The sequence below is a fragment of the Myxococcales bacterium genome (genome assembly GCA_016712525.1).
Classification (GTDB): domain Bacteria; phylum Myxococcota_A; class Polyangia; order Polyangiales; family Polyangiaceae; genus JAAFHV01.
In genome coordinates this window covers 23,236-39,038 of sequence record JADJQX010000009.1, presented here as the reverse complement: position 1 = coordinate 39,038, position 15,803 = coordinate 23,236, and the positions used below count along the sequence as shown (strand labels likewise).

At 69.7% G+C, this 15,803-nt stretch carries 12 protein-coding genes and 1 pseudogene; 7 read left to right on the top strand and 6 right to left on the bottom strand.

Annotation, left to right across the window (positions count from 1 at the left end; genetic code table 11):
* Positions 1-1,110: 1,110 nt before the first annotated feature.
* The 3 genes from IPK71_37090 to IPK71_37080 all read right to left on the bottom strand — a co-directional run bounded on the left by IPK71_37090 (position 1,111) and on the right by IPK71_37080 (position 3,922).
* Positions 1,111-1,305, bottom strand: a complete 195-nt coding sequence (locus tag IPK71_37090; GenBank protein MBK8219372.1) for a hypothetical protein — start codon at positions 1,303-1,305, stop codon at positions 1,111-1,113.
* Between the two features lie 1,636 nt (positions 1,306-2,941).
* Positions 2,942-3,085 carry a hypothetical protein gene (locus IPK71_37085; protein ID MBK8219371.1) on the bottom strand — a complete coding sequence of 48 codons (144 nt, stop codon included), beginning with the start codon at positions 3,083-3,085 and terminating at the stop codon, positions 2,942-2,944.
* A gap of 672 nt (positions 3,086-3,757) precedes the next feature.
* Entirely contained in the window at positions 3,758-3,922 is a 165-nt protein-coding gene (locus tag IPK71_37080; GenBank protein ID MBK8219370.1) for a hypothetical protein, read from the bottom strand.
* Positions 3,923-4,236: 314 nt separating this feature from the next.
* Between IPK71_37080 and IPK71_37075 the strand changes: the two are divergent.
* From IPK71_37075 to IPK71_37055, 5 genes and pseudogenes are all read left to right on the top strand, one after another.
* Positions 4,237-6,002: pseudogene (locus IPK71_37075) on the top strand (M1 family metallopeptidase).
* A gap of 63 nt (positions 6,003-6,065) precedes the next feature.
* Entirely contained in the window at positions 6,066-7,499 is a 1,434-nt protein-coding gene (locus IPK71_37070) for a serine/threonine protein kinase (protein ID MBK8219369.1), read from the top strand.
* 43 nt (positions 7,500-7,542) lie between these two features.
* Positions 7,543-7,956: a sigma-70 family RNA polymerase sigma factor gene (locus IPK71_37065; GenBank protein ID MBK8219368.1), complete on the top strand. Its 414-nt coding sequence runs from the start codon at positions 7,543-7,545 to the stop codon at positions 7,954-7,956.
* Positions 7,890-8,060 (top strand): hypothetical protein, encoded by a 171-nt coding sequence (locus IPK71_37060; protein ID MBK8219367.1) that lies wholly within the window; start codon positions 7,890-7,892, stop codon positions 8,058-8,060. Before IPK71_37065 ends, IPK71_37060 begins: the two co-directional genes overlap by 67 nt.
* A gap of 288 nt (positions 8,061-8,348) precedes the next feature.
* A complete protein-coding gene (locus IPK71_37055; protein MBK8219366.1) occupies positions 8,349-9,296 on the top strand; it encodes a radical SAM protein in 948 nt (315 codons plus the stop codon).
* 117 nt (positions 9,297-9,413) lie between these two features.
* Here the strand turns inward: IPK71_37055 and IPK71_37050 are convergent, their stop codons facing one another.
* The 3 genes from IPK71_37050 to IPK71_37040 form a co-directional block, all read right to left on the bottom strand.
* Positions 9,414-9,938, bottom strand: a complete 525-nt coding sequence (locus IPK71_37050) for a hypothetical protein (GenBank protein ID MBK8219365.1) — start codon at positions 9,936-9,938, stop codon at positions 9,414-9,416.
* Complete coding sequence (locus IPK71_37045) at positions 9,935-11,065, bottom strand: ImmA/IrrE family metallo-endopeptidase (protein ID MBK8219364.1); 1,131 nt, start codon at positions 11,063-11,065, stop codon at positions 9,935-9,937. The genes IPK71_37050 and IPK71_37045 overlap by 4 nt, the downstream gene beginning before the upstream one ends.
* A gap of 171 nt (positions 11,066-11,236) precedes the next feature.
* On the bottom strand, positions 11,237-13,222 hold the full coding sequence (locus IPK71_37040; protein MBK8219363.1) for a WGR domain-containing protein: 1,986 nt from the start codon (positions 13,220-13,222) through the stop codon (positions 11,237-11,239).
* A 487-nt stretch (positions 13,223-13,709) separates the two neighbouring features.
* Between IPK71_37040 and IPK71_37035 the strand changes: the two genes are divergently transcribed.
* The gene (locus IPK71_37035) at positions 13,710-14,687 is read left to right on the top strand and encodes an SUMF1/EgtB/PvdO family nonheme iron enzyme (GenBank protein MBK8219362.1); all 978 of its coding nucleotides are present in this window, start codon (positions 13,710-13,712) and stop codon (positions 14,685-14,687) included.
* Positions 14,672-15,697, top strand: coding sequence for an SUMF1/EgtB/PvdO family nonheme iron enzyme (locus IPK71_37030; GenBank protein ID MBK8219361.1), 1,026 nt, complete (start codon positions 14,672-14,674; stop codon positions 15,695-15,697). Before IPK71_37035 ends, IPK71_37030 begins: the two co-directional genes overlap by 16 nt.
* Positions 15,698-15,803: the final 106 nt, after the last annotated feature.

Here is a 15,803-nt window from a genome sequence, read left to right as displayed (position 1 = left end):
CACTCCGGGCTGACTCGACTTCCCAGTCCCTCCACGCCCTCCAGAGCCAGTACGAGAGCAAGATGAACCTCGCGATGGACGTTTCCAAGAGGGTAGCGACTTGGAAGCGGGCTCACCGCGCTCATCAGCAGCCGGCACGCGGCGAAGCAATGCAGCATGGACAGCCTCGCCTCGTACGACGCCCTCGTGAAGGAGACGCCATCACCTGCGCAGGCAAAGGAGACTTCCACGCACCTCGTCGAAGCAGAAGCCCGCCGTGACGAGCTGCAGAGACCCGCGCCAATCGCCAGGCTGCCAGAGCCGCAAGTGCCCGCGATCGACGATCTCCCGGGCACGGTCGAAGGCGGCGCCCGCAGCCGCATCGCCGCCCTCTTCCACGGGCGCGTCGCGCTGCAAGCCTCGCTCGATCCAGGCAGATGGCTCACACGCAGCCGTGGAAGCACACCGCCAAGGCCAAGGCCGACACGATGCACGAGGAACGGCTCCGCGAGGATCTCACTGACGAACGACGCTGTTACGACGCGCTCCGGTACGTGCCGCTCGCCTCCGGCCGGAGTCGCGGCCTGCATCACCAGCGCGTCGGGCCTCGCCGCCAAAGTCCGCGGTGGCGACACTCGAGGCTGACGCTCGACGCAGCTCCCTCCTGGACGCTAACCAGCAAGTCGCTCCAAGGGACCTCAGGGAGCTGGACGTTTGCCTCGACGGCTTCTGGGGCAGGCTCAAGAGAGAACCCAAGGGCGGCTTCCATGGGAAGGCTCCTTCGCCTGCAACTTCGGCGCAGAAGTGGAGCCTGCCTCGGCGCGGCAGGCACCTCCGCATCGAGCGCGGGCGCCCAGAAATGCATGATCATTAACGCCAGCGACAACGCGGCGGTCGTGGGGACTGCGACGCGCCATCAAGACCCTCGTGCCAGGTCGCTTCGACGCCTCAGGTCACCTGAAAGCGGCTAAGGGGCCTCTGCCTCGTGCTCCCCGGGACGACCGGTGACTTCGCGGGCACAAGCGGCCCGAGCCGCGTGCTCCGGATGACCGAACCAAAGATGCAGCTCATCTGACGAGGCGCGAGGCACGGGAGGCGCGCGGGATCGGAAAATCCGGCCTCCGTTCGCCTTTAGTGTTCGTCGTCACGGCCTCGCAGTGACCCTGGGGACGCGCGGACGAGCGCGTCCCCGTCGATACCGGGGCCCACGACGACGAGGACGGCTCTCGACGCGCCTCTCCCACGTCCCCCGAAGGTGATCGCGAGAGGTCGGCCACGCCAAATCATGCGGGCGTCCGCGCCGGCGACGGCTACGAAGCCCTTCATCCGCAAAATCCGGGGTCCGGGCGCCCCGAATCCCGCTCCATAAGTCCGCGAAGCCTCGCCATCGACCTGCGCCGTCGAGCACGAGGACACGGCCGTCTCCGCCCGCGGTGCGCGTCGCCATCAGGGTGACCCGAGGCCCGCGCGCAGACCGCGTCGCGGTGCGTGGGCGACACGAAACCGCGAGCGTCCGGAGGCCCGGCGCTCGCGAGATCGTCCCACGGGCCGACGTCACCCGGCTCCGTGGTCGTCCCGCGCTCCCGACTCGCGCGGCGGCTTCCGCGAGCGCGGCCTCGTCGCGTCGGCGCGCGCGAGCACCGACGTCCACACACTGCGATCTGCTCGATGGCCAGGTCGTGACGCGGGCTCCAGCCGTCCGCGTGGCGTCGACCGCGGTGATGACGCCGTCGAGCGGAAACTCCCGGATGGCCCCCCTCCGCGGGGGCCCTGCAAGACGTCCGAAGGTGACGCGGCCCCGACGTCTCGATGACGACGCGCGACGGTGCAGGCCGCTGCGCGTGCTGATGGCCTCGAAGGCGCATGCGGCTCGGACAGCGGGCGGCACACCGCACCACCGGTGATCTCAGCGAGGTGCGCGCCGCTCCACGAGGCTCCCGTCGATGCCCGCGTCGCCGGGAGAGCTCGTTCACCCGACGGCCACGTCGCGTCGGGCGTAGCCTCGGGCCACGCGTTGGCGAAACGTGGTCTTGCCGGCGCCGAGGAAGCCGGTGACGACGGTACGGAGCATGGCGGCGGTGTGCGCAGGAGGTGGGCCGCGTCGAGCCTCGGATCGCGGTGAAACGAAGCGGGCCGCACGCCCTCGGAGGCGCGCGACTCGCGTCTCGCCTTCAACCTCTTCCCTCAGGGCGCCATAAGCCGCCTCGCCAGCGGCGAGCTTCAGCTCGGCAGGGCCTCGACGCGGAGAGCTCCACCCCGCGAGCGCCACCTCAGCTGACTCGCTCTCCCGCCGTGACGCGGACACCGCTCCTTGAGAAAGATGGGCGCGTGTTCCGACCAGTCGATGCACGAGGTCTCGCACGACCCCGTAGTTGCCCGCGGGGATGATCGATCTTCCCCGAGGGCGCGGTCCGCTCCGACCGAGAAGAAGCCGAGTTCGAGATGCCGTTACCGAAGTACGCGGACGAGCAGCCAGGCTCGTTCATCACGGCGTAGCCGAAAGGTCCCGCCACCCGCTCGCGCTCGGCGAAGAAGAACCCGTGGCTGCGGCTCTCGCCCTGGCGAACCCCAGGGATTCGGGCTCGCTCGGCTGCGCGGAGAGGTCGGAGGTCGACAGCGCCGACAAGACGAGGCCGGAGGGGCTCCTCCGAGGCGACGGGCGCCCGATCCCCGTCGAGGGGCTCGATGCGCACGGCATCGGCGCGAGCGGCCGCGCGAGACGGAGAGCGTCGCGGTGTCGACAGCGACGGAGCTCGCTCTCAGCGCGGGTCGGCACCAGGGCGTTCGCGGGCAGCAACGCTTCAGCCCGCGGCGAGGGCGCTCCCGACGAAGCGGTTCACGGTGACGTACGACAACTGAGGGGGCGCTGACCGGCGTCTGCCCACCGGCCTTGTCGAACGCCGTGAGCGGGAGCTTCGCGAGCGAAGCTCCATTCTTATCCTGCACCGAGACGAGGAGGGAGTCAGCCGGTCTCTTTGAACGAAAGCTGGTCGCGCGGAGCGCAACGCCCGCGATGTACGGTCACGTCTTGCGGGTGGCGGAGGCTCATGCGGTAGGCGTGCTTCTGCGACCAGAGGTGAAAGCACTGCCCGGACGTAGTGCTCACGCCACCGTGCGCCCAGGATGGCCTTGCCGGTGGCAATCAGGCGAGCCGTCGGCGGGGGCGCACCCTTCACCACGGTGTGGAACGTGGGCGAAGTACAGGCGCTCGAAGCCGCGGGTGACGTCGAGCGCGCCGAGATCAGGGCCACCGCGCGCGGGCCTCCGTCGGACGAGCTTCGAGCACGCGCGGGTACGCGAAGCGCCTCGTTCTGCCGGCCGACGTAGTGGGGCATAGGAGAACACGAGCTCGCCTTGGACCATGCGGCTCGCGTGGTTCGAAGCCCGAAGTGATCGTTCGACTCGAGGAACATCGAGCGGATGCGCGTGAGCTTGCCCCCGTGAGACGGAACGTGTCGATCTCGGTCGCGCCGCGCGCGGGGTCGCCCGCCAGGCCGCAGGGGGCCTGTAGCGGTAGCCGACGACGTAGACGAGGTCGCCCTTGACCAGCATTTCGTCGTACCAGACGCCGCTGTTCAGAGCGTCCGTGGGCGCGACTTGCGGATCGAGTCGCTCGTCTTGGGCGCGGCCGACACGTCGACGGCGAAGAGGCGGCCCTTCGCAGGACGACGAGGTGGTCGCCGATGTTCTTGACGATGCCGCCCTCGTCCGCGCCCGCCTCTTGGTTGTTCGTGATGCCGTCGTTCGAGGGAGGGGCCGCGGCCGCGCCGGCGTCATCTCAGGGGCGCTCGTCGTGCCGCCGCGTCGTGACGCCCTCGCACGCCTGGATCTTCTTCTGGGTGGCTTCAGGCTCGCCCAGCGTCGCCGAGAGCTCGGCCTCGGAGGTGAACGGCTTCATTCCGTTCGCCTCGGCCTCGGGCTCCGCCGAGGCGAGGCGTCGCATTCGACAGGGTCGGGGACCGACGGGTCGGAGCTGCACCCGACGGCGAGGGGGGCCAAAGCGAAGAGGGGGGAGAAGGAAGGTCGTTCGCATGCTCTCCCCTCAGCAACGGGCGTGCCGACCGTTCCTCTGGAATTTACGGGGTTTCGTCGGTGCCAGCCTGTGCCAGGGGCGCAGGCTCGCCGGCTCGGAGGGCGCCCGCGTGCGACTCCTCTCGCGCCCTTGTGGGGAATGGGGCCTGGCTCCGGTGTGGGACGCGGGAGGTGCCGGGGCTGTCGCGCCCAAAGAGCCGCGGCTTCGGTGTAGCGTATCGGATCGTGGCACGACGCGATCCGCACTCTTACGCCGACGACTCCCAACCTCTCACGACGTCCTTCGAGTGGACGGCCCGCGTGGACTTCGAGGCGCGTGTGCTCACGTGCTCCGTGACGCTCACGTTCCGAGAGCCTTCGCGCGGCGGTCCGCTCGACTTGGACACGCGGGGCCTCACGATCGACGCGGTGACCGACGAGAGCGGCGCCCCCCTGCCCCACACGCTCCACCCTGTCGATCCGATCCTCGGGCAGCGCCTCGAGATCACGCTGCCGAAGGGCGCGAGCGCGGTGCGCATCGTGTACCGCACGTCGCCCGAGGCGTCGGCGCTCCAGTGGCTCGCGCCCGCGCAGACGCTCGGAAAGGTGCACCCGTACCTCTTCTCGCAGTGCCAGGCGATCCACGCGCGCAGCGTGCTCCCCTGCCAAGACACGCCGTGGGTGAGGCAGACCTACACGGCGATGCTCGACGTCCCCGCGGAGCTGCGCGGCGTGATGGCGGCCGCGTCGCGCGGGCGCGAGGTGCAAGGCAGCGGCCCGGGCGCGCGGGCCCTCGAGCGCTTCGAGATGCCGCAGCCGATTCCCCCTTATCTGTTCGCGCTCGCCGTGGGCGACGTGGTCTCGCGCGACGTGTCGGACCGGTGCCGCGTGTGGGCCGAGCCCGCGCAGATCGAGGCGGCGGCGTGGGAGTTCTCGGTCGTCGAGGAGCAGCTCCGCGCGGCCGAGAAGCTCTTCGGCCCGTACGATTGGGACCGCTACGACATGCTGGTCCTGCCGCCCTCGTTCCCGTACGGCGGCATGGAGAACCCGAGGCTCACGTTCCTCACGCCCTCGCTGCTCGCCGGCGACAGGAGCCTCGTCAGCGTGCTCGCCCACGAGCTCGCCCACTCGTGGACGGGCAACTTGGTGACGAACACGAACGCCGAGCATTTCTGGCTCAACGAGGGGTTCACGGTGTTCGCGGAGCGCCGCATCGTCGAGGCGCTCGAGGGCGACGAGCTCGGCGCGCTGCACGCGGCGCTCGGGTACGAGCGGCTCAAGCAGGCCTTCGAGCACGCGAGCCACCCGGAGCTCACGCGCCTTCGCACCCACCTCGAGGGCGTCGATCCGGACGAGGCGTTCAGCGCCGTCCCCTACGAGAAGGGGTATCTGTTCTTGAAGTCGCTCGAGGCGGCGGCAGGAAAAGAGCGGTTCGACACGCTCCTCACCGCGTGGCTCGGCGCGCACCGCTTCGGCGCCGCGACCACGGACGACTTCGTCGCGCTCGTGGAGGAAAAGGCCCCCGGGCTCCTCGCCGAGGTCGACGCGAAGGCCTGGATCGACGGCCCTGGCCTCCCCCGCGCCACTACGAGCCGCAGTCGAAGCGCCTCGCCGCCGTGCGCACGCTCGCGCAGGCCGGCGCCGTGCCCGGGGCCGAAGAGGCCAAAACGTGGACTCCCGCCGAGTGGCAGCTCTACCTCGAGGCGATGCCCAAGCCCTCGAGCGAGGAGGTGTGCCGCGCCCTCGACACGACGTACGGTCTCACCGCCTCGAAGAACCTCGAGATCGCCGTATCGTGGCTCGTGCTCGCGTGTGAATCGGGGTATTCGCCCGTGCTCCCGCGAGTGAAAGAGGTGCTCGGGAGCATCGGGCGAATGAAGTATTTGAAGCCGCTGTATCGCGCGCTCGCGCGGCGCGACGAGACACGTGCGTTGGCGAAGGATCTCTTTGCCGAGTACCGGGGCACGTACCACCCGATTGCCCAACAGGTCGTGGGGGGCATGTTGGGGTAGGTGTCCGCTCCGGTGTTCCCTGCCTTGACACCCCGAAGAGCCGGTCGGTAGCGTGAAACGGAAATGGACGCGCTCTCGGCTCTCGAGACGGCGTTGGGGGCCGATCTTCTGCGCACCGATCTCCTCGGTGCGGCGCGGCCGGTGCTCGACTCTCGCTATCACGTTCAGCGCTTCCTCGGACGGGGAGCTTCGGGGGTGGTGGTGGCGGCGTTCGATCGCAGGCTCGATCGGACGGTGGCGCTGAAGCTCAGTCTCGCCACCGGGAGCGGTACCGGCATGCTCACGGAGGCCCGTGCGTTGGCGCGCCTCGACCACCCGCACGTGGTACGCGTTCACGACGTGGCGGTCGTGAGCGCCACCTTCGACGGGCGTGCGTTCCGTCTGTGGCTCGTGTCGATGCAGCTCATTCAGGGCGCCACCGTGCGTGCGTGGCTCGCGGGAGGCGAGCGCTCGGTCGCCGAGATCGTGAGAGTGTACCTCGAGGCCGGCGCCGGTCTCGCCGCTGCGCACAAGCAGCGCTTCGTGCATCGCGACTTCAAGCCCGACAACGTCCTCGTGCGGGAGGACGGCGTCGCCCAGGTACTCGACTTCGGTCTCGCGATCGCGTCCCCCCGGACGGGGAGCCCCAGTCACCCTCGGTTGGCGGCTGGGACCGAGCCCTACATGGCGCCCGAGGCCCTCCGCGGGATCTCCACGGCGGCCTCGGACCAGTACGCATTCGCGCTCTCCCTCGTAGAGGCGCTGACGGGGGAGCCCACCCTGCCCACGGGAGATCGCCCGGATTGGCTCTCGCGCCCCTTGTGGAACGCTCTGCGACGCGCCACGTCCGCCGAGCCCGAACACCGGTTTCCGGACATGTCGACGCTCCTCGCCGCGCTCGCGAAGGCCCCTATCGCTGCGTCGCGCTGGCCGCTTCGCCTCTTCGCGGCGGGCCTCGTCGCGGCCGTAGCGTTTGCGCTGGTCGCCACCGGAGCCCTTCAGGTCGATCTCGACGGAACGATGCAACACCTGCAGCGTGCCATGCTCCCGTTCCGTTCCGAAGCGGATGCCGAGGCTCCCGTCGTGGACGCCTCGGCGGCAGCCGCATCCAGCTCCCCTGCCCTGGTCACCCCGCCCGCGGCATCGGCCTGCAAGCCGACCCGCACGTCACGCGCCTACGTTCAAGCGCTCGAGGGTCCACGGTTCTTTCCAGGATGCTACTGGCTTTCGCTGGCGCACCGCGAGCCTTGCGCGCCGACCGTGACTCTCGTGAGGCACGCGAACGCCCCCTCCAAGAACTGCGCCTCCCCAGGGATCCCACGTTTCGTGGTCGATCATGGGGCGTTGGCCGTCGAAGGGCTCGCTGACGCACCGCACCTGTCGCTCGCCCTCGACGTCGAAGGTCCCGAAGCCACCGAAGCGCTCCGGAAGGGGGTCCCTTCCGGCACGCTCGCCGTCACCTATCCGGGACGCCCCCCTGTCCTGGCAAGAATCAACGTGGCAGGAGAGAAACCTTGAGCCGTTTCGACCCCTCGGTCGGACATGACCGCCGGAGGACGCGATGACGACGACGCGAGAGCAGGAGCTCGAGAGGCTCATCCGAGACGAATGGCCGAAGCTCCGGCGCTTCTTTCACACGAAGGTGCCGGAAGCCGACGTGCTCGACCTCGTCCAGGCGACGATGCTCGCGTTCGTCGAGGGTCGCACGCGGGCGACCTCGGGACCGCGCGCCTACCTGTGGGGAATCGCGCGCCTTCAGGTGCTCAAGCACTACGAGAAGCACCGCGGTTCCACCCTTTTGACAGCGAGGTGCACACCGTCCTCGACACCGGTCCGTCACTCTCGACGCGCATCGACAGTCGATCGCGCCTGCTTCGCGCGCTCCACGAGCTCCCGGCCGACCACCAAATGGCCTTCGAGCTCCGGCACGGCGAGGAGCTCTCGCTCGAAGAGACGGCGGCCGCCTTGGACGTGAGCCTCGCGACCGTAAAACGCTACCTGAGCGCCGCCGAAGACAAGCTGCGCGTCATCCTCGGCGACGAGGCCGCCCACGCCGCCGCCGAATACACGAATCTCTAAAGACGTCCCCGCGACTCTCCCAACGCTCCGAGCCCACCTGAGCGCTGCCTCCCTGCCTGCGTAGGGAGGGTGGTGCCGCCGTGTGCCGGCTGACGAGCCCGCGTGACCGCGGCGCGGACGGTCTTCGACGCGACGTGCTCGCGCCGAACCGAGCGCCACGGCACCCGCGCGCGCCTACAGCGCGACGCCCTCGACACTACGCGCCGTCCAGGAGACGGCGCGCGCCCCCCCCCTTTGTCCGAAATGCCCCCGACACGGGCGACCCATGCCCGATGAAAGCGAGCCCCCATGGCCCCGTCCACGAAAGCAACCTTGCAAGGTACCGAGCCCACCGTCGATCACGAGGCGACTCCGCATCGAGTCGCCGTACCTGCGGCCGTGAACTTCCACATCTTCAAGCCGTGCAACCTCCGCTGCCGCTTCTGTTTCGCCACCTTCCGTGACGTGCGCGGCTACCTCCCCGTGGACGATGCCTTCCGGCTCATGGCGCTGCTGCGCGAGGCGGGCTGCGAGAAGCTCACGTTCGCGGGGGGCGAACCAACCTTGCACCCGCACTTCGGTGCGCTCCTCGCCGAATCGCGACGCCTCGGCTTCACGACGTGCGTGGTGACGAACGGAGCACGGCTCGCCGAGGTCTTGGATCGTCAGCCATCCGACCTCGACTGGGTGGGATTCTCGGTCGACTCGGGGAAGGAGGATGTCCAGGCGGCGCTCGGGCGAGGGACCGGAGGGCACGTGCGCAAGACGGTGGCGCTCGTCGAGAAGGCTCACGCGCGCGGCATTGCGGTCAAGCTCAACACGGTGGTCACTCGCCTCACCTGGAACGAGGACATGACGGAGCTGGTCGAGCTCCTGCGGCCGGCCCGGTGGAAGGTCTTCCAGGTGCTCTACGTCGCCGGCCAGAACGATGGCTCGGTGGACGACCTCCTCATCGACTCGACACAATTCCGGACCTTCGTCGCACGTCCCCGGGCCCGCGGCCTCGACCCGGTGGTCGAAGACAACGAAGCCATGACGGACTCCTACGCCATGATCGATCCTCTCGGCCGCTTCTACGGGGACACCGGCGGCAGGCACCGTGAGAGTGCCCCCATCCTCGAGGTGGGTCTCGCCACGGCGCTCGCGCAGGTTGGCTTTCGTGCCGAGAAGCTCGCGGCCCGCGGGGGCCTCTACGATTGGAGTCGCGCACCCGGCGACTTGATTCCTCTACGAAGGCGTCGCTCGACGGAGGGCTGACGCTGCCCTCGACGGGCTACCCCGCTCCGACCCGACCAATATCTTCCCCGGCGCCCTTCCGTCGTCATCGTCGACGCCAACGTGCTGGATGCAGGCTGCGGTCGACACACTACGGGCTCAGGGAGACAGGGTCGCCCTCCACGAAGGCCACCACGTGGGTGGTCGCTTGTCGAGCTGCGACACTTGCATCACTTCGTCCAGCGCTACAGGGCTCGTGCCCGCGTCTTCGGCGAGGCGTCGGAGGAAGACGGCGAGCCCGATCACGCGCTCCCCGCGTTCGAAGAGCTCATGATGGGCGAGCACGGTCGCGTTCTTGTCATGGGTGACGAACACGAGCTCCGGCATCGTCGACGCGAGCGCGACGCTTGCACGCTCGCCCATGTCCTTCGTCGTCGTTTGAGCCTTGGTTAGCTCGGCCAACACGACGTGCGCCTTCGATCCGAGCGCGATCCCAAGGCAAGCGATCTGCGTGCCGGGGAGCCACTTGCCAAACCGAGCCCCGTACGTCGGATGCCGGGCTGCCTCGTCGCGGACCTCCTGCACGATGGCGAGCGCCACCTTCGTTGCCGCCGCGGCGAGATCTTTCTCGCGCCTCCGATTCCAGAAGAACGAGATGACGTTGTTGTCCAGCAGGTACGTCACCCCGTTCCCCAGGGCAACGGATCGACGGTGTCGAGGCGGAGCGCGTGGCGAGCCTCACCGTCCGTGATTTCGCCCTGGTCGTGAGCGCGCGCCACGAGGAGGCGAAGGAGATGGCTCGGCTCACCTGCGCGAGGCAGGTTCGTCCCGATGCTCGCCTTGCCCACCTTGGCCTTGTTCGCGACGAGCCACTCGCGAAGCTCCGGTGACACGAGCCCGAGATTCGCGAGGTGGTTCGCGGCGATCTCGTGAGGCGTGCCGAAGTGCACCTTGGCCTTGGCGACCATGTCGCTCGCGGCCACGCGGTCGGAGACGGTTCGCGCGCCAGGGAAGAGCCGCCGGAGCCCTTCCTCGGGCAAGAGCATCTCGGCCGCGAAGGCGCGTGCCCGCTTTTCGGCGCGGCTCTCCTTCGAGCCCTCACCTTCGTCGACGACGAGGTGGAGCCCGCCCTTCGACGGGTCGAAGAGCACGTGACAAAGCTCGTGAAGTACGTGAACCCTCGCGAGCGCCGGGTTGCGCGCGCGCTCGCCATCTTTGCCATTCAAGACGATCGCAGCTCCGAGCATGTCGCGCAGGCTGAGCGCCGTCACCTTGGTAGAGGCAAGGTCGGTCACGAGCACCGGAACGCCGAAGCGGCTCTCCACGAGCTCGCGCACGTCACCGAGGGGCTCGGCCGAAGCACCGATCGCGCGGCGCACCTCGCGCGCGAGCCCATAGCCCTCCTGCGCTGTGTGTGCTCCACGCGCGGCCTTCGGCTCGAACGTGCGCATTCGCCACGAGGAAGAGTCGTCTCCGATTCGGGCCCCGAGCTCGGAGCAGAGGCGGCCCTCCACCATGGCGGCGTCGAGGCGCCCGAGGTCCGCGTCCCTCATGTCCATCGCGGCCTGGTGCCGGAGGAAGACGCTCGGGCTCCGAAGCTCGACGAGCTCACCACGGAGGAGCGCCGCGGGCGCGACGCCAAGAGCGACCGCGATCCGATCGAGCTCCGAAGCCATCATCCCGGGCTCGCCCCGCTCGAGGGCGATGACGGCCCCTTCCCCGACGTTCGCGGCCTCGGCGAGGCGCGCCACGCTCAGGCTCGCCCGCTTCCGCGCCGAAGCCACGCTCCGCCCGATCTTCTGCAAAAGCACGCTTGTTTCGTAGCATGCCGGCCCTGCCCGGCCAACCGGCGTCACGGGCTGTCCACTGGCTCTTGGCCCAGCGCTCGGAAGGTCGCTCGCCGGACCGCCGAAGACTTTCGGCCCAGGCGAGGCCCCCGCCCGCACCTCGGCATTCCGCGCTCTCACGTCTCGAGCGGCGACCTACCCCACCCCGATCCGACCAATATCTTCGCGGACGAAGGTCTCGAGGTCCGGGGCGAGGGGCTCGACGCCTCCGCGCACGCTGGCGCAGGCCACGCTGCCGTCTTTGCCGAGGACGGCGACGGTGTCCGAGCCACGCACGCCCAGCAGGGTGCCTTTGCGGATGACGGCTCGCGCGTCCGAGCTGTAGCCGCTCAGGTTCTCGAACGTGGCGCCGTTGTCGTAGCCGAGGTACGCGCAGAGCCACGCGGCGCCGGTCTCCGAGAGGCGCTCGCGAGGGAGGAGCGGGCCCACGGCCCCTGCGGCGCTCTTGAAGTAGACGAAGGGACCAAAGCCTCCAGGGTGAAGCGCGGCGAGGCGACGGGTGGCCTCGGCCGAGTCGCCTCCGAGGCGCTCGACGCAGCCGAGCAGCGCGGCGTCGACGGTGGGCTTGAACGTGGGCGGGGTCGGGATGGTCTCGACCGGCGCGAGGGGGACGCGGAGGCCGGAGACCGGGACTCCGCGAGCCGCCAGCGTGGCTGCGAGTGACCTCACGCGGTCCCGGGCGCGACGGCGCGCGTCGGTGACGTGGGGCCCGTCCTTGTCTCCGAGCGCGGCCTCCCAGCTGTCGTGGGCGTCGAGCGTGGCTTCGGCCACGTCGCGGCTCGTGAAGCCGGCGGCGCAGCGAAACTTCTGGTTCTGTCCGCCGGGGAGGAGGTTCGAGCCGACGTGCACGTCGTCGGTGACGTCCACCGCGAGCGCCTGATCGAGCGCTGTCCCCGCCGACACGAGCGCCGCCACGGCGTCCGAAGCGCCGCGCGTGAGCGCCAGGGTGAGCGCGCCGGCCACCACGCCGTTCGGCCCCTCGAAGCTCAATCCGTCGGCTCCGGCCGCGCGCAATGCGGGCGCGAGGAGCTCGAGGTAGCGGCGCGCGTCGGCGCGGACGTCCCCCTCGGAGGTCGCGCTCCGCTCGGTGGCTCTCCACCAGGCGAGGAGAATTCCATTGCCAGTGCCGCCACCGGCCTCGACGAGCACGCGGAGCGCCGGATAGCGCAGGAACGCGGCCTCCGAGAGCGCGTCGTCCGAGACGCCGCTCCCGTGAGCGACGAAGGCGCGCAGCACATCGGCGGCCGTGGTCGACGCCGCGCCCTCCGGCCCGTCCCACGCGTAGGGGATCTTCTCTTGCGTCGAGCAGGGCAGAGAGCGCACGAAATTCTCAAGTGGCGACGAGTACGAGCCTTTGGCGCGTTTGGTCGCGGGGTAGCCTGCCTCGAGGAGACGAATCAACGTGGCGTGTTTCGCCTCCATCCACTCGGCGATGCGCGCACGCAACGCGAGCTGACGCGCCTGCTGCTTCGCGAGCTCCGCCGGGTCGTCCCCAAAGAGCTTTTCGACCTGGGCTTCGTCGCAGACTTGGCTGTCCGGAAGGGAGAGGGTCGCCACTTGGTCGAGGATGGCCTCCGGTGCCGCCACGCCGGCCGCGCGAGGGTCCGCGAGCGCGGCGTCGAGCGCGGCGGCGTATCCCTCGGCCGAGAGCTCCTCGATGCGATCGAGCTGGAGCCACCCGAGCGCCGCGGCCCAGGCGTCGCACCCCGCCTGGTAGTCCGCGCTCCCCTTCGCGGGGGCCTTGGGCGGCTTCGGCGCCGCGGCGGCCTTCGCCGGCTTCGCGGCCTTCGCAGGCTTCGGCGCGGGCTCGGGCTCGGGAGAGAGCGCGGGCTCGGAGGCTACGGGCGCAGTCGCCGCGGTCGCCGCAGTCGGCACGGACGGAGCCGACGGCACACTCGGCGCAGTCGGCGCCACCTCGGACGTCTCGACGTAGCCCTTCCCCACCTTCTCGCGAACCAGCGACGCGGCGAGCGCGTGGGCAGCGTCCTCGGACTCGAGGGCCTTCACCGTGGTCTTCCCCGCGGCGCCGAGGCGCCCGTAGCGCGTGTGCACCTCCGCGGCGGCCACCCACACCTCCCAGAACTTGGCCGACGTGCCCTCGACGAGCTCGAACCTGCGCATCTTCTTCTCCCGATGGCGCCCCGCGGCGGGGGCGACAGCGGATGTTACGCGAACGCACCCCCTGAGATTCCCTGAGGATCGCGTGGCGGCGTGGCGGACGCGAGCGGGCGCGCCGAGGGCTGCGTGGATACGGAGGGCGTCACCGTGCTCGCGAACGCGAGTCGCGGCGCGGATCTCGCTGGAGGCGCCCCGCGCGCACTTTGCTCGACGTCGGGGTGCCGAGCTCGCCGAGCACGACATGGGCAGGGGGCGCGGCCACGCTGCGCAAGCATTCACGTTGGTCGGGTCGGGACCTCCATGCGCCGACCGAGACCGCATCGTCGGGGCCGACAGACACCCTCCAGGTGCGTGACACCACGCCCGCGAGCCGAGCGCAACCCCGCGGAAACTGACGAGATTCACCTGCGCTCCGAGACGAGCGGAGAGATTGTTATTTTTGATCCAGAGGCGACACAGCCTTTGGGCTCCGGTGCTAAGCTCCGAGCGCATGGGGAGATGGGAAAGAGGGAGTGGGAGCGAGCGCGTGCTCGCATGGGCGCTCGTCGGGCTGGTCGGAGCTGTGGGCGCCTCGGGTTGCACGAAGCGGACGGAAGCGGAGGTCGTCACGCAGGTGTGCGAGCCTGCTTCGAACGATTGCCAAGAAGATACGCTACGCCGCTGCAACGACGTAGGCTCGGGGTGGGACATCGTAGAGCGCTGTCCCCCAGGCACGTGCATCGGCGCGCCCGCGTGCGGCGGGCCGGTCGCGCCCATCGCGTCTACCGAGTGGGTCGACTGCACGCCAGGCTCGGGAGGTGATCTCACGAAGGGAGATCCGCCCTGCAAGCCTGTCACCGAGAGCGGGGTCAAGATCGATCCGTTCGAGGTGACGAGGAGCCAATACCTTGCGTTCTGGCGGGCCACCGCGAACGGCCGCAACACGCTGGGGCTAGGGGTCGAGTGCGACTACAAGAAGACCATCCCCTTCACGCCGAGCGTCGAGGGATGGCCCACTCTGTCCGACGCGCAGGCCCGCCTCCCCATCACGGGGGTCGACGGCTGCGACGCGCGCGCGTACTGCCGCTGGGCCGGCAAGCGCCTCTGCGGCGGCACCGACGGCAAGCCTTCCCGCGAGCCCTTCGCGGCGCGCGGTACGACGCCCGTCAACGACGCTTGGCAACGCGTCTGCGAGACCGCACCGAACGACACGGGCTGCAACGTCCGACAGAACCAAGGCTCCGCCTCTCGGCCCATCGCCCCGGTGGGCTCGTTCCCGCAGTGTAGGACTCCGGGTGGCGTCTACGATTTGCACGGGAACGTCGCCGAGATCGTCGACGTGTGCACCGATCAGTTTTTGCTCTGCCGCCGCTCGGGCGGCTCGGCCGAGAACTACGGAGTCGCGTCCGACTGCGCGAGCAACGAGAACAACTACGTTCCCGACAACCGACGAGAGAACACCGCGGGGTTCCGATGCTGCGCCGACTGACACTCTTCACGCTCCTCGTCGGAACGTCCCTTACGGTCGCGGCGTGCGCCAAGGAGACCAGCCTCACCCAGGCTGCGCCGATCTGCGGGCGCGGCGAGTACTCGTGCGACGGAGACACGTTGCAGCGATGCCGCGACGACGGCACGGACTTCGACGGCATCCAGATCTGCGATCCCGGCGGCTGTGTGCAGGGCAAGTCCGAGTGCCAGAAGCCCCCGCCAGCCAACGTCAAGCCGCTCAGCTCGAAGGACTGGGTCGCCTGTCCCTCGTCGTCGCCGGATCGGGACAAGGGCGACGCGCCATGCAAGCCCGTCGACGTCGCCGTCACGGTCGACGGACCGCCCGTGCGTGTGCGCATCGATCCCTACGAGGTCACGGCGGCCGAATACCTGCGCTTCTGGAAGACGATCGACCCTGGCAAGACCTTCCCAGGCATGCCCGCTACCTGCAGCTTCAAGGAAGGCACTGGACACACCCCGGAGGTCGCTGGCTGGCCCGCAATCACCGAGACGCAGGCGAAATCCCCCGCGGTCGGCATCGACTGGTGCGACGCCTCCGCGTACTGCCGCTGGGCCGGAAAGCGCCTCTGCGGCCGCCCGGGTGGTGGCCCAGCGAAGTACGCGTACACGGCGAACGACTTCTCCGCGACCGAAGGCAGACGCACCGACAACGAATGGAGCATCGCCTGCAACGGCGGGGGCGCGAGGCCGTTTCCTTACGGCCAAGTCTACGAGGCGACCACGTGCAACACATCGGTCAACGGCGCGCCGCCGAAGACCCTCGCGCCCGTCGGCTCCTACCCCGCCTGCAAGACGCCCGAGGGCGTCTACGACATGTCCGGCAATGCACCCGAGATGATCGACATGTGCGAGGCCGACACGGGGCGCGACGACCTTTGCATCATCGGGGGCGGCGGGCTGACCCAGTTCGGCTTCACCGCCGACTGCGGCTTGTTCCTTGTGAAGCGTGGAACGCGCAATGTGGTCGGCTTCCGATGCTGCGCCGACTGAGGCTCGCGCGAGGGCGCCGAGGCGGCGCACACGTCGGCCTCGGGACGCTCGCGGGAGTGGTCCTTGTGGCGCTGGGCGCGACACCCGCTCGCGCCGACGAATACGA

What these genes read in the sequence shown, in the direction of transcription:
- IPK71_37090 (MBK8219372.1), bottom strand. Translation starts at nt 1,305, where the DNA reads ATGAAGGGCTTCGTAGCCGTCGCCGGCGCGGACGCCCGCATGATTTGG.
- IPK71_37080 (MBK8219370.1), bottom strand. Translation starts at nt 3,922, where the DNA reads ATGCGACGCCTCGCCTCGGCGGAGCCCGAGGCCGAGGCGAACGGAATG.
- IPK71_37070 (MBK8219369.1), top strand. Translation starts at nt 6,066, where the DNA reads ATGGACGCGCTCTCGGCTCTCGAGACGGCGTTGGGGGCCGATCTTCTG.
- IPK71_37065 (MBK8219368.1), top strand. Translation starts at nt 7,543, where the DNA reads ATGACGACGACGCGAGAGCAGGAGCTCGAGAGGCTCATCCGAGACGAA.
- IPK71_37060 (MBK8219367.1), top strand. Translation starts at nt 7,890, where the DNA reads ATGGCCTTCGAGCTCCGGCACGGCGAGGAGCTCTCGCTCGAAGAGACG.
- IPK71_37055 (MBK8219366.1), top strand. Translation starts at nt 8,349, where the DNA reads ATGGCCCCGTCCACGAAAGCAACCTTGCAAGGTACCGAGCCCACCGTC.
- IPK71_37040 (MBK8219363.1), bottom strand. Translation starts at nt 13,222, where the DNA reads ATGCGCAGGTTCGAGCTCGTCGAGGGCACGTCGGCCAAGTTCTGGGAG.
- IPK71_37035 (MBK8219362.1), top strand. Translation starts at nt 13,710, where the DNA reads ATGGGGAGATGGGAAAGAGGGAGTGGGAGCGAGCGCGTGCTCGCATGG.
- IPK71_37030 (MBK8219361.1), top strand. Translation starts at nt 14,672, where the DNA reads ATGCTGCGCCGACTGACACTCTTCACGCTCCTCGTCGGAACGTCCCTT.